The 13,835-nt window shown below is 71.7% G+C and carries 10 protein-coding genes; 8 read left to right on the top strand and 2 right to left on the bottom strand.

From position 1 onward, the window contains the following. Positions 1–42: 42 nt before the first annotated feature. From R2D22_RS10750 to R2D22_RS10735, 4 genes are all read left to right on the top strand, one after another. Positions 43–324 carry an acylphosphatase gene (locus R2D22_RS10750; protein ID WP_318102872.1) on the top strand — a complete coding sequence of 94 codons (282 nt, stop codon included), beginning with the start codon at positions 43–45 and terminating at the stop codon, positions 322–324. Between the two features lie 416 nt (positions 325–740). Then, positions 741–932 (top strand): hypothetical protein, encoded by a 192-nt coding sequence (locus R2D22_RS10745; protein ID WP_318102871.1) that lies wholly within the window; start codon positions 741–743, stop codon positions 930–932. Positions 933–1,140: 208 nt separating this feature from the next. Then, positions 1,141–5,130, top strand: a complete 3,990-nt coding sequence (locus tag R2D22_RS10740) for an AAA family ATPase (RefSeq protein ID WP_318102870.1) — start codon at positions 1,141–1,143, stop codon at positions 5,128–5,130. A gap of 223 nt (positions 5,131–5,353) precedes the next feature. Beyond that, positions 5,354–6,787 carry a sugar porter family MFS transporter gene (locus R2D22_RS10735; protein ID WP_318102869.1) on the top strand — a complete coding sequence of 478 codons (1,434 nt, stop codon included), beginning with the start codon at positions 5,354–5,356 and terminating at the stop codon, positions 6,785–6,787. Between the two features lie 24 nt (positions 6,788–6,811). Here the strand turns inward: R2D22_RS10735 and R2D22_RS10730 are convergent, their stop codons facing one another. Then, positions 6,812–7,810, bottom strand: coding sequence for an LLM class flavin-dependent oxidoreductase (locus R2D22_RS10730; RefSeq protein WP_318102868.1), 999 nt, complete (start codon positions 7,808–7,810; stop codon positions 6,812–6,814). 125 nt (positions 7,811–7,935) lie between these two features. On the opposite strand from R2D22_RS10730, the gene ftsY reads away from it, so the two are divergent. After that, positions 7,936–9,147, top strand: coding sequence for a signal recognition particle-docking protein FtsY (gene ftsY, locus R2D22_RS10725; RefSeq protein WP_318102867.1), 1,212 nt, complete (start codon positions 7,936–7,938; stop codon positions 9,145–9,147). Between the two features lie 66 nt (positions 9,148–9,213). Here ftsY and R2D22_RS10720 read toward each other — a convergent pair whose 3' ends face one another. Next, positions 9,214–9,867 carry a bifunctional DNA primase/polymerase gene (locus R2D22_RS10720; protein ID WP_318102866.1) on the bottom strand — a complete coding sequence of 218 codons (654 nt, stop codon included), beginning with the start codon at positions 9,865–9,867 and terminating at the stop codon, positions 9,214–9,216. A gap of 449 nt (positions 9,868–10,316) precedes the next feature. Between R2D22_RS10720 and nsdA the strand changes: the two genes are divergently transcribed. The 3 genes from nsdA (at position 10,317) to R2D22_RS10705 (ending at position 13,816) form a co-directional block, all read left to right on the top strand. Further along, complete coding sequence (gene nsdA / locus R2D22_RS10715; RefSeq protein ID WP_318109691.1) at positions 10,317–11,792, top strand: transcriptional repressor NsdA; 1,476 nt, start codon at positions 10,317–10,319, stop codon at positions 11,790–11,792. Between the two features lie 342 nt (positions 11,793–12,134). Further along, the gene (locus R2D22_RS10710; RefSeq protein ID WP_318102865.1) at positions 12,135–13,481 is read left to right on the top strand and encodes an ammonium transporter; all 1,347 of its coding nucleotides are present in this window, start codon (positions 12,135–12,137) and stop codon (positions 13,479–13,481) included. Next, positions 13,478–13,816 carry a P-II family nitrogen regulator gene (locus R2D22_RS10705; RefSeq protein WP_318102864.1) on the top strand — a complete coding sequence of 113 codons (339 nt, stop codon included), beginning with the start codon at positions 13,478–13,480 and terminating at the stop codon, positions 13,814–13,816. Before R2D22_RS10710 ends, R2D22_RS10705 begins: the two co-directional genes overlap by 4 nt. Positions 13,817–13,835 lie beyond the last annotated feature (19 nt).

Below are 13,835 nucleotides of genomic sequence, written 5' to 3'. Positions count from 1 at the left end.
GGCGGGGTGCTCCGTGTGGAATTGGACGGTTAGCGTGCAGCCATGAACGAAGATGTGCGGCTCACCGCCTGGGTACGCGGCCGAGTACAGGGAGTGGGCTTCCGATGGTTCACCAGGGCAAACGCTCTGGAGATCGGCGGCCTCGTCGGCTTCGCGCTGAACCTCGACGACGGGCGGGTGCAGGTCGTGGCCGAGGGCCCGAGTGAGAATTGCCACCGTCTGCTGGAGTGGCTGCGCTCCGACGACACGCCCGGCCGCGTCGACGGGGTCACTGAGATCTGGGACACCCCGCGCGGCGGCTACGACGGCTTCGCCGTGCGCTGACGATCTTGACGGACGTACTCCGCCCGGCGGGTCCACCACGGCCCTCGGGCGGGTTCGTGCGCCTCCCCGCGCGCCCGCCGCGTGCGCCCCCTGGGACGGAAACGACCTGGTGATTGCCAAGAAACACTTGCCGTGCCAGGCTGCGCGAGGAAGGATGATCTCCACGCCCCCCGGGCACCGAGTTGCGAGGCGCCGCCGCATGTAGTTGCGGCCGCGGACCCCCCGGTCGCCCGTTGATACGGGGCGTGATCGTGTTGACCGTCAAACTTTTTGGTGAGACTCTGGAAGCCCCGCGCACCTTAGCTGTTTGGCAGTAAGAACCGGCACGACAAGATGTACTGCCGAGCACCGCGGGTGCGAATCCCTCACGACCCACACCGCTTCGGTCGGTCACTCAGTGTGGAGGACCATCCATCATGGCAAAGGCGCTTCTCGGTTACGTCGGCGGCTCCGACCCGCGACTCCTCGCCGAGATGCGACGGCTCCAGCAGCGCGTCCAGGACCTCGAATCCGAGCTCGTTCGGATCCAGTCCGAGAACGACGCGCTCAACGCTGCCGCCGCTCAGCTCGACCTCGACGTACCCAAGGCGGAGCCTGCGCTCACCTGATGTACCAGCTGCCCCCTCACCTGGGCGCAGGTGAGAAACACTCACGCTCATCGCATCGCGAGAATATGCAAGGGACGCCCCGGCGTCCCTTCTTTCTTGTCCGAGCCCCCCGACACCCCCGTTCACCGGACGTTCGCCCGGGCTTACCGACTGATCTGCCCTGCACCTTCATGGGTGAAACGCGAGGTGCCAGGTAGAGTCCGGGGGCGTGCATCTCAAGGCCCTGACCCTGCGCGGGTTCAAGTCGTTCGCCTCGGCCACCACGCTGAGGTTCGAACCCGGCATCACGTGCGTCGTCGGGCCGAACGGATCCGGCAAGTCCAACGTGGTGGACGCGCTGTCCTGGGTCATGGGCGAGCAGGGCGCGAAGTCGCTGCGCGGCGGGAAGATGGAGGACGTCATCTTCGCCGGCACGACCGGCCGGCCGCCGCTCGGCCGCGCCGAGGTCTCGCTGACGATCGACAATTCCGACGGCGCGCTGCCCATCGACTACGCCGAGGTCACCATCACCCGGATCATGTTCCGGGGCGGCAGCAGCGAGTACCAGATCAACGGCGACACCTGCCGGCTGCTCGACATCCAGGACCTCCTCTCCGACTCCGGCATCGGCCGCGAGATGCACGTCATCGTCGGCCAGGGCCAGCTGGACTCCGTCCTGCACGCCGACCCGACCGGCCGGCGCGCCTTCATCGAGGAGGCGGCCGGCGTCCTCAAGCACCGCAAGCGGAAAGAGAAGGCGCTGAGGAAGCTCGACGCGATGCAGGCGAACCTCGCGCGCGTCCAGGACCTCACCGACGAACTGCGCCGGCAGCTCAAGCCGCTCGGCCGGCAGGCGGCCGTCGCCCGCCGCGCCGCCGTCATCCAGGCCGACCTGCGCGACGCGCGGCTGCGGCTGCTCGCCGACGACCTCGTCCGGCTCCGCGAGGCGCTCAGCGCCGAGGTCGCCGACGAGGCAGCGCTGCTCGCCCGCAAGGAGAGCGTCGAGGCGGAGCTGCGGGCCGCGCAGTCCCGCGAGGCCGAACTCGAGGACGAGGTGCGGCGGCTCGCGCCTCGTCTCCAGCGCGCCCAGCAGACCTGGTACGAACTCTCCCAGCTCGCCGAGCGGGTACGCGGCACGATCTCGCTGGCCGACGCGCGGGTGAAGAGTGCCACCGCGCAGCCCGCGGAGGAGCGGCGGGGCCGCGACCCGGAGGACATGGAGCGCGAGGCCGCCCGGATCCGCGAGCAGGAGGCGGAGCTCGAGGCCGCGCTGGAGGCGGCGGAACGGGCCCTGGAGGACACCGTCGCCCACCGCGCCGAACTGGAGCGCGAACTCGCGGTCGAGGAACGCCGGCTCAAGGACGCGGCGCGGGCGATCGCCGACCGGCGCGAGGGCCTGGCCCGGCTGCACGGGCAGGTCAACGCGGCCCGTTCACGGGCCGCGTCCGCGCAGGCCGAGATCGACCGGCTCGCCGCGGCGCGCGACGAGGCGGCGGAGCGGGCGGAGGCGGCCCAGGAGGAGTACGAGCAGCTCAAGGCGGAGGTCGACGGGCTCGACGCGGACGACACCGAGCTGGGCGAGCGGCACGAGGCCGCCCGCGGCGCCCTCGCCGACGCCGAGTCCGCGCTGACCGCCGCCCGCGAGGCGACGACCGCGGCCGAACGCCGCCGCGCCGCGACCCAGGCCCGCCACGAGGCCCTCGCGCTCGGCCTGCGCCGCAAGGACGGTACGGGCGCGCTGCTCGCCGCCCGCGACACCCTGACCGGCCTGCTCGGCCCGGCCGCCGAACTCCTGACGGTGACCCCCGGCTTCGAGGTCCCGGTCGCCGCCGCCCTCGGCGCGGCCGCCGACGCCGTCGCGGTCGCGGACCCACGAGCGGCGGCGGAAGCGATCCGCCTCCTGCGCAAACAGGACGGCGGCCGAGCGGCCCTCCTGGTGACAGGCACGGAGTGGCCGGAGCCCGAGCGCGCGGACGGCGAGGCCGCCGGCCGCACGGCAGGGCCGACCGGCGGGCCGGCGCACGATGCCGCCGAGGGCGCTCGGCCCTCGGCGGCCGAGGCCGCGCCAGGATCCGACTCCGTGGCCGGCGACCCGGCCGCCGGTACGCCGGCCGGGTCGGCCGATCGCGGCGAGACCCGCGCGCCCGCGCAGGGCGGCCCGGACGCGTCGGCTGCCGTGCCGGCAGCGCCTGACGCGGCCCCGGCGGGGCAGGCGCACGCCGCCGCCGACGGCGGCCGGCCCTCCGTGGGCGCGGTCGCGCCGGGGTCCGGCTCCGTGGCCGGTGACCCGGCGGCCGGTACGCCGGCCGGATCGGTCGATCGCGGCGAGACCCGCGCGCCCGCGCAGGGCGGGCCGGACGCATCGGCTGCCGTGCCGGCGGGGTCCGGCTCCGTGGCCGGCGGAACGCCTGCCCTCGCCCCCGCGCCCGTCGCCCAGTACGTGCGGGGTCCCGGCGAACTCCTCGGTTCCGTGTGGCGGTTGCTCGATGGGATCGTTGTCGTCGGGACGCTGGAGGAGGCCGAGGAGGTCGTTTACGCGCGGCCCGGGGTCACCGCCGTCACTGCAGAGGGGGATCTGCTCGGGGCGCACTTCGCGCAGGGTGGCTCCGCCGGCGCGCCCAGTCTGCTCGAAGTGCAGGCGTCCGTGGACGAGGCCGCGGCCGAGCTGGCCGAGCTGGCCGTGCGCTGCGCGGAGCTGGCCGAGGCGCAGGAGGCCGCGGTCGAGCGGCGCCGCGCCGCCGCCGGGCTCGTCGAGGAGCTGGGGGAGCGGCGCCGTACCGCCGACCGGGAGAAGTCCGCGGTCGCCCAGCGGCTCGGCCGCCTCGCCGGGCAGGCCCGCGGCGCGGCCGGCGAGGCCGAGCGGGCCGCCGCCGCGGCGACCCGCGCGCAGGAGGCCCTGGACAAGGCCCTCATCGACGCCGAGGAACTGACGGAGCGGCTGCTCGTCGCGGAGGAGTCCCCGGCGGAGGAGGAGCCCGACACCTCCGTCCGCGACCGGCTCGCCGCCGACGGCGCCAACGCCCGCCAGACCGAGATGGAGGCCCGGCTCCAGGTCCGTACCCACGAGGAGCGGGTCAAGGGCCTGGCCGGCCGGGCAGACTCCCTCGACCGCGGCGCCCGCGCCGAGCGCGAGGCCCGGGCCCGCGCCGAACAGCGCCGCGCCCGGCTGCGCCACGAGGCCGAGGTCGCCGCCGCCGTCGCGGCCGGCACCCGTACCCTCCTCGCGCACGTCGAGGTCTCCGTGGTCCGGGCCGAGCAGGAACGGGCCCTCGCCGAGGCCGCGAAGGCGGCCCGCGAGCAGGGGCTCGCCGCCGCCCGCGCCCAGGGCCGCGACCTGAAGGCCGAACTCGACAAGCTGACCGACTCGGTCCACCGGGGCGAGGTCCTCGGCGCCGAGAAGCGGATGCGGATCGAGCAGCTGGAGACCAAGGCCCTGGAGGAACTGGGCGTCGAACCGGCCGGGCTGGTCTCCGAGTACGGCCCCGACCAGCTCGTACCGCCGGCCCCGCCCGCCGAGGGCGAGGAGCTGCCCGAGGACCCCGACCACCCGCGCAACCAGCCCCGCCCGTTCGTCCGCGCGGAGCAGGAGAAGCGGCTCAAGGCGGCCGAACGGGCGTACCAGCAGCTCGGAAAGGTGAATCCGCTCGCCCTGGAGGAGTTCGCGGCGCTGGAGGAACGCCACAAGTTCCTCTCCGAGCAGCTGGAGGACCTGAAGAAGACCCGTACCGACCTCCTTCAGGTGGTGAAGGAGGTCGACGAGCGGGTCGAGCAGGTCTTCACGGAGGCGTACCGGGACACCGCCCGCGAGTTCGAGGGCGTCTTCTCCCGGCTGTTCCCCGGCGGCGAGGGCCGGCTCGTCCTGACCGATCCGGACAACATGCTCACCACCGGTGTCGACGTCGAGGCCCGCCCGCCGGGCAAGAAGGTCAAGCGGCTGTCGCTGTTGTCCGGTGGCGAGCGCTCGCTGACCGCCGTGGCGCTGCTGGTCTCCATCTTCAAGGCCCGGCCCAGCCCGTTCTACGTGATGGACGAGGTCGAGGCGGCGCTCGACGACACCAACCTCCAGCGGCTGATCCGGATCATGCAGGAACTCCAGGAGTCCTCCCAGCTGATCGTGATCACGCACCAGAAGCGGACGATGGAGGTCGCGGACGCGCTGTACGGGGTGTCCATGCAGGGCGACGGCGTCTCGAAGGTCATCAGCCAGCGGCTGCGCTGAGCCCACACACGGCCCGCATCCGAGAGTATGTTCAAGACTTGAACATCCAGTCCCGAGGGGAACTCTGCGGCTCATTCGATCCCGGGTATTGACTTCGAAACTTGAAGGAATAGTCTCTGCAACGTTGCTTTTACCTTCAAGTGGTGGGCGGCGTGAAGTTGTGCGCCACTTGAAGGGCTCGCCCCCCACCCCCGGCGACGCCGCCCGGGCCCCAGGAGTCCATGTGACCAGTGCCGCGAAGGCCCCCACGCCGCCGCCCTCGGAGGGCCGGGCCGCCCATCCGGACCATCTCGGACACGTCATCTTCATCACGGCCTCCGCGGCCATGGGCGGTTTCCTCTTCGGTTACGACAGCTCCGTCATCAACGGCGCCGTCGAGGCGATCCGCGACCGGTACGACATCGGCTCCGGCACCCTCGCGCAGGTCATCGCCATCGCCCTGATCGGCTGTGCCATCGGCGCCGCGACCGCCGGCCGGATGGCCGACCGCATCGGCCGCATCCGCTGCATGCAGATCTCCGCCGTGCTGTTCTCCATCAGCGCCGTCGGCTCCGCGCTCCCGTTCGCGCTGTGGGACCTCGCCTTCTGGCGGATCATCGGCGGCTTCGCCATCGGCATGGCCTCGGTGATCGGCCCCGCGTACATCGCCGAGGTCGCCCCCGCCGCCTACCGCGGCCGGCTCGGCTCCTTCCAGCAGGCCGCCATCGTCATCGGCATCGCCGTCTCCCAGCTCGTCAACTACGGGATCCTGCAGCTCGCCGACGGCGACCAGCGTGGCGAGATCGGCGGCCTGGAGGCCTGGCAGTGGATGCTCGGCGTCATGGTCGTGCCCGCCCTGCTCTACGGCCTGCTCTCCTTCGCGATCCCCGAGTCGCCGCGCTTCCTGATCTCCGTAGGGAAGACCGACCGGGCCAAGGAGGTGCTCGCCGAGGTCGAGGGCCACGGCGTCGACCTCGACCACCGCGTCGCCGAGATCGAGCTGGCGATGCGCAGCGAGCACAAGTCCACCTTCAAGGACCTGCTGGTCGCCGGCAGCCGCTTCAAGCTGCTGCCCATCGTCTGGGTCGGCATCGGACTCTCGGTCTTCCAGCAGCTGGTCGGCATCAACGTCGCCTTCTACTACTCCTCGACGCTCTGGCAGTCCGTCGGCATCGACCCGTCGAGCTCGTTCTTCTACTCGTTCACCACGTCGATCATCAACATCGTCGGCACCGTGATCGCGATGGTCCTGGTCGACCGGGTGGGCCGCAAGCCGCTGGCGCTCGTCGGCTCCGTCGGCATGGCGATCGCGCTCGCCTTCGAGGCCTGGGCGTTCTCGGCCGATCTCGTCGACGGCAAGCTGCCCACCGCGCAGGGCGTCGTGGCGCTCGTCGCCGCCCACGTCTTCGTGCTCTTCTTCGCCCTCTCCTGGGGCGTGGTGGTCTGGGTCTTCCTCGGCGAGATGTTCCCCAACCGGATCCGCGCCGCCGCGCTCGGCGTCGCCGCGTCCGCGCAGTGGATCGCCAACTGGGCCATCACGGCCAGCTTCCCGTCGCTCGCCGACTGGAACCTGTCCGGCACCTACGTGATCTACACGGTCTTCGCCGTGCTCTCGATCCCCTTCGTGCTGCGGTACGTCAAGGAGACGAAGGGCAAGGCGTTGGAGGAGATGGGCTAATCCCCGCTGCCCCTCTCCTCTACGTCACTGCCCCGGTTCCTGGCCCGATGCCTTGAGCCGGGGCAGTGCGCTCTCGCAGAGCAGTCGCATGCTGCGCCAGCCCTCCTCCACCGGCATCCCGCCGCACAGCGGATGGAAGACCAGGCTCTCCAGGCGCTGCCCGAGCGCCACGCACTCGTCCGGCGTGACGATCCGGTACACGCCCTCGGCCCGCAGCTCCGCCACGGTCGACGCCCCCGACCTCACGGCCGAGGTGATGTCCTTCGACTGCCAGGACGCGTACGTCCGTGCCTCGTGCAGGAAGTGCTCGCCGTACTCGGCCCAGGTCCTGTCCGGGTCCTCCGACAGGTGCAGCAGCGGGGTCTCCTCGCCGGGCATCATCGTCCAGCCCTCGGTCCCGTACTCCGCGCAGCGCTCCGTGTAGTACGTCGCCAGCTCCGGCAGGTGCGCGCTGGGGAAGAGCGGCAGCCCGAGCCGCGCTGCGCGCCGGGCCGCGGCCCTCGACGAGCCGCCGACCAGCAGCAGCGGGTGCGGGCGGGTGTACGGGCGCGGGGTCACCCGCACCGTACGGCCCTGGTACGTGAACGGCTCGCCGGTCCAGGCCCGCAGCAGCGTCTCCAGGAGCAGGTCCTGCAGCTTGCCGCGCCGCCCCCAGTCGACGCCGAGCGCCTCGTACTCCTCCGGCCGGTACCCGATGCCCGCGACGGTGACCAGGCGGCCCCGGCTCATCAGGTCCAGGACGGCGATCTCCTCCGCGAGCCGCAGCGGGTCGTGCAGCGGCCCGATGATCGCGGAGACGGTGACCGCGATGCGCCTGGTGGCCCCGAAGACACCGGCGGCGAAGGCGAAGGGGGAGGGCAGCCAGTTGTTCTCGGCGCCGTGGTGCTCCTCCGTCTGCACGGTGTCGACACCCTGCTCGTCCAGGTACGCGGCCATGTCCAGGGCGGCGCGGTAGCGCTCCGCGAGGGACTCGGGGGTGGCGTGCGGATCGACGAGATTGAACCGGACGACGGTGAACGGCATGGGTTCCCCTCCGCGGTGGGCGGCCGGTGCGCTTCGTGGAGGGGGACCTTAGCTGACGTGGCGTCAGATGGAAACGGCTGTCGCACGCCGCGTTCCGTCCGCCCGTGGCTGATACTGGTCGGGTTATGGAAATCATCCTTGCTGTAGTCATCGCTCTGGTCGTCGCGGTCGCCGTGACCAGCGGGCTCGTGATCAGCGGTCGCAAGAAGAAGCAGCTGCCGCCGGCCGAGCCGCCGTCCGCCACGCCGACCATCACCGCCCCGCCCGCCGAACCGCACGTCGGCGAAGAGGCGGAGGCGCCGCGGGAAGAACCACGCCGCACCATCGAGGAGGTCGGCCTCCCGGCCGCCGAGGCCGAGGCCCCGGTCGTCGAGGAGCCGCTCGCCGAGGCCGCGCCCGAGATCGAGGTGCCCGAGCCGACCGCCGGGCGTCTCGTCCGGCTCCGCGCCCGGCTCGCCCGCTCGCAGAACTCGCTCGGCAAGGGGCTGCTCACGCTGCTGTCCCGCGAGCACCTCGACGAGGACACGTGGGAGGAGATCGAGGAGACCCTCCTCACCGCCGACGTCGGCGTCGCCCCCACCACCGAGCTGGTCGACCGGCTCCGCGAGCGCGTGAAGGTCCTCGGCACCCGCACCCCCGAGGAGCTGCGCACCCTGCTCCGCGAGGAGCTGGTCGCCCTCGTCGGCACCGACTTCGACCGCTCGGTGAAGACCGAGAGCGACCCGGGCACCCCGGGCGTCGTGATGGTCGTCGGCGTCAACGGCACCGGCAAGACCACCACCACCGGCAAGCTCGCCCGGGTCCTCGTCGCCGACGGCAAGTCCGTCGTCCTCGGCGCCGCCGACACCTTCCGTGCGGCCGCCGCAGACCAGCTCCAGACCTGGGGCGAGCGCGTCGGCGCCCGGACCGTGCGCGGTCCCGAGGGCGGCGACCCGGCGTCGATCGCGTACGACGCGGTCAAGGAGGGCATCGCCGAGAACGCCGACGTCGTCCTCATCGACACCGCCGGCCGGCTGCACACCAAGACCGGTCTCATGGACGAGCTCGGCAAGGTCAAGCGGGTCGTCGAGAAGCACGGTCCGCTGGACGAGGTGCTTCTCGTCCTCGACGCCACCACCGGCCAGAACGGCCTGATCCAGGCCCGCGTCTTCGCCGAGGTCGTCGACATCACCGGCATCGTGCTCACCAAGCTCGACGGCACCGCCAAGGGTGGCATCGTCGTCGCGGTCCAGCGCGAACTCGGCGTCCCGGTCAAGCTGATCGGCCTGGGTGAGGGTCCGGACGACCTGGCCCCGTTCGAGCCCGGCGCCTTCGTCGACGCCCTGATCGGCGACTGACGCCCGCGGACGAGACAGGAGAAGGGCCCCGCCACAACGGCGGGGCCCTTCGCGTCTCTCCGTGTTCTATGCGTGGCTGCGGTGGCAGATGTACGCCAGCGTGCCCACCAGCAGCCGCGCCTGCGGCGGCGTGCCCGCCGTGTCCAGGGCGGGCGGTCGCAGCCAGCGCACCGGACCGAGGCCGCCCAGGTCCGACGGCGGCGCCGTGATGTGCGTGCCCCCGCCGAGGCCGTGCAGGTCCAGGCCGGCGTCGTCCCAGCCCATTCGGTACAGCAGCTGCGGCAGCTCCACCGCGGCGCCCGGCGCGACGAAGAACTGCGCCCGCCCGGTCGGCGTCACACAGACCGGCCCCAGCGGGAGACCCATCCGCTCCAGCCGGACCAGAGCCCGGCGGCCGGCCGCCTCGGCCACCTCGATCACGTCGAAGGACCGTCCCACCGGCAGCAGCAGCGCCGCCCCGGGATACTCCGACCATGCCTTGGTCGCGTCGTCCAGGCCCGCGCCCGCCGGGACCGCCGGTGCGTACGGGAGCGGATGCGCCCCCGGCGCCGTACATGTGGGATCGCCGCAGGAGCACCTGCCGGACGCGGCCCGCGCCCCCGGGACGACGTCCCATCCCCACAGTCCGGTGTACTCGGCCACCGCTGTGCACTCTGTGGTGCGGCCGCGCCGCCGTGAGCCGGACCGCATCTCACGAATGCCGCCGATCGTGAAGCCCATGCCCCCTCCAACGGGTCGAACTCGCCGGTGGTTACGAGCCGGAGTGCCCCTGTGACGCTCCGTCGCGTCCGGGCCCGGACTCGTCCGGGTGACGTGGCGCGCGGAAACGGGAGGGGTGGTGCGATGCCTGGCGCACGCCGCCGTGCGCAACCGTGCATCGACCCCGGATCGTCGCATGTCAAGTGAATCGCGTTCCGTGGGCGGCGGGTTCCCCCGTAGGGGTGGCGAATGGTGGCGTTTCTTGAATCGCCATGGCCGAGGGGGTGATCGTAGGATTACTTTCGGTACACGAACTCAGGGATTGGTCGCTCTCGTGGGTATGCCGGAGGCAAGCCGGTTTCCTGTTCGAAGGGGTACGACCCCCGGACGGGAGCTGTGATTCACGGCATCCTGTGGGGAGTTCACGCGACAAGGGCACCAAGGGCATGAATATGGATGGGGGCGTTCCAGTGGGCGGCAACGGCGCAGACGGTACGACTGCCGGCAAGCGCCCCAACGAGCAGCTGAGCTCGTGGTTCGTGCGCAGCGGCTGGTCGAAGGGCGAGCTGGCGCGGCAGGTGAACCGCAGGGCACGCCAGATGGGCGCGCACCACATCAGCACCGACACCTCCCGGGTCCGCCGCTGGCTGGACGGGGAGCAGCCGCGCGAGCCGATCCCGCGGATCCTGTCCGAGCTGTTCTCCGAGCGCTTCGGTTCCGTCGTCGCCGTCGAGGACCTCGGGCTGCGCACCGCCCACCAGTCGCCCTCCGTCTCCGGTGTCGACCTCCCGTGGGCCGGCCCGCAGACCGTCTCCCTGCTCAGCGAGTTCTCCCGCAGCGACCTGATGCTCGCCCGGCGCGGCTTCCTCGGCAGCTCCCTCACCCTGGCCGCCGGCCCCGCGCTCATCGAACCCATGCAGCGCTGGCTGGTGCCCACCCCCACCGGCGAACTCGGCCCCGCCGAACCGGCCGCCTCCTCCGGCCGGCCCTCCCGGCTCTCCCAGCCCGAACTCGACCTGCTGGAATCCACCACGGTCATGTTCCGCCAGTGGGACGCCCAGTGCGGCGGCGGACTGCGCCGCAAGGCGGTCGTCGGCCAGCTCCACGAGGTCACCGACCTGCTCCAGGAGCCGCAACCCAGCGCCACGTCCCGCCGCCTCTTCCGCTGCGCGGCCGAACTCGCCGAACTCGCCGGGTGGATGAGCTACGACGTGGGCCTCCAGCCCACCGCCCAGAAGTACTTCGTGCTCGCCCTGCACGCCGCCAAGGAGGCCGGCGACAAGCCCCTCGGCTCGTACATCCTCTCCTCCATGAGCCGCCAGATGATCCACCTCGGCCGGGCCGACGACGCCCTGGAGCTCATCCACCTCGCCCAGTACGGCAGTCGCGACTGCGCCACCCCGCGCACCCAGGCCATGCTGTATGCGATGGAGGCCCGGGCCTACGCCAACATGGGCCAGCCCAGCAAGTGCAAGCGCGCGGTCCGCATGGCCGAGGACACCTTCGCCGACGTCGGCCTCGACGGCGAGCCCGAGCCCGACTGGATCCGCTTCTTCTCCGAGGCCGAACTCAACGGCGAGAACTCGCACTCGTACCGCGACCTCGCCTACGTCGCCGGCCGCTCCCCGACGTACGCCTCCCTCGCCGAACCCGTCATGCAGCGGGCCGTCGAACTCTTCGAGAAGGACCCCGAGCACCAGCGGTCGTACGCACTCAACCTCGTCGGCATGGCGACCGTGCACCTCCTCAAGCGCGAGCCGGAACAGTCCGTCGCCCTCGCCGAGAAGGCCCTGCGGGTCGCCCGCAGCGTCCGCTCCGAGCGCGTCAACACCCGACTCCGAAAGACGGTCGACACGGCTGCCCGCGACTTCGGCGACGTCGCCGAGGTCGTCCAGCTCACCGACCGGCTCACCCAGCTCCTGCCCGAGACCGCCGAAGCGGTCTGACGTCCCCCGTACGGGGGACACCCCAGGCTCCGGCCGCGCCGTACGACCCTCATTGCCCGACTCGGCTCCCCCGCCGCCAGGTATCAGGGTTCCCGGCGCGGCCGGATTGCTTTCCGGCACCCCCGCGCCCCTGCGCGGAGGAGAAGTCCGTTACATCTCCGTGACCCGGACGTTCACAGTCGCGTAACACGCCCCACCCCTTCGTCACTGCGGCGAAACATCGTGCGGCATCACGTGAAACGGCGCTGCGCGAATCTCTGGCGCATAACCGGCCACCCCTCACTGGCCGAGCCGCTCCCGGCCACCGCCCCGCACAGGCCGTACGACGACGAGGAGACGCCGATGGCACCAGCCATCACGACCCTGGCCGCAGACGCCCCCGAGCTGTCTGCCGCCAACACCGGGTTCATGCTCATCTGCTCCGCCCTGGTCATGCTGATGACCCCGGCACTCGCCTTCTTCTACGGAGGCATGGTCCGCGTCAAGTCCACCCTCAACATGCTGATGATGAGCTTCATCAGCCTCGGGATCGTCACGATCCTGTGGGTGCTCTACGGCTTCAGCATCGCCTTCGGCACCGACTCGGCCTCGCTCTTCGGCTGGTCCTCCGAGTACGTCGGCCTCAGCGGCATCGGCATCACGGAACTGTGGCCCGGCTACACCATCCCGGTGTACGTCTTCGCCGTCTTCCAGCTGATGTTCGCGATCATCACCCCGGCCCTGATCAGCGGCGCCCTCGCCGACCGCGTCAAGTTCACCGCCTGGGCCCTGTTCATCGCCCTCTGGGTCACGATCGTCTACTTCCCCGTCGCCCACTGGGTCTGGGGCACCGGCGGCTGGCTCTTCGACATGGGCGTCATCGACTTCGCCGGCGGCACCGCCGTCCACATCAACGCCGGTGCCGCGGCCCTCGGCGTGATCCTCGTCATCGGCAAGCGCGTCGGCTTCAAGAAGGACCCGATGCGCCCGCACAGCCTCCCGCTGGTCATGCTCGGCGCCGGCCTGCTCTGGTTCGGCTGGTTCGGCTTCAACGCCGGCTCGTGGCTCGGCAACGACGACGGCGTCGGCGCGGTCATGTTCGTCAACACCCAGGTCGCCACCGCCGCCGCCATGCTCGCCTGGCTCGGCTACGAGAAGATCCGGCACGGCTCCTTCACCACCCTCGGTGCCGCCTCCGGCGCGGTCGCCGGCCTGGTCGCCATCACCCCGTCCGGCGGCTCCTGCTCCCCGCTCGGCGCGATCGCCATCGGCGCCATCGCCGGCCTGCTGTGCGCCATGGCCGTCGGCCTCAAGTACAAGTTCGGCTACGACGACTCCCTCGACGTCGTCGGCGTCCACCTCGTCGGCGGTGTCGTGGGCTCCCTGCTCGTCGGCTTCTTCGCCACCGGCGGCGTCCAGTCCGAGGCCAAGGGTCTCTTCTACGGCGGCAACGCGGACCAGCTCGTCAAGCAGGCCATCGGAGTCTTCTCCGTCCTCGCCTACTCTCTGATCGCCTCCGCGATCCTCGCCCTGATCATCGACAAGACGATGGGGATGCGGGTCAGCGAGGACGACGAGGTCTCCGGCATCGACCAGGTCGAGCACGCCGAGACCGCGTACGACTTCAGCGGAGCCGGCGGCGGCGCGTCCTCGCGCAGCACCGCCGTCGCCGCCCCGGCCGCACAGGAGACCAAGAAGGTGGACGCATGAAGCTCATCACCGCAGTCGTGAAGCCGCACCGGCTGGACGAGATCAAGGAGGCCCTGCAGGCCTTCGGCGTCCACGGCCTCACGGTCACCGAGGCCAGCGGCTACGGCCGCCAGCGCGGCCACACCGAGGTCTACCGCGGTGCCGAGTACACCGTCGACCTCGTCCCCAAGATCCGCATCGAGGTGCTGGTGGAGGACGAGGACGCCGAACAGCTCATCGAAGTCGTCGTCAAGGCCGCCCGTACCGGCAAGATCGGAGACGGCAAGGTGTGGAGCGTCCCGGTGGAGACGGCGGTGCGGGTCCGCACCGGCGAGCGCGGCCCGGACGCGCTGTAAGCACGAGCAAAGGAGCCGC

This window comes from Streptomyces sp. HUAS YS2 (genome assembly GCF_033343995.1).
GTDB lineage: Bacteria > Actinomycetota > Actinomycetes > Streptomycetales > Streptomycetaceae > Streptomyces > Streptomyces solicathayae.
Note: the sequence above shows the minus strand (reverse complement) of the source record. Positions and strands in the feature narration are given on the sequence as shown.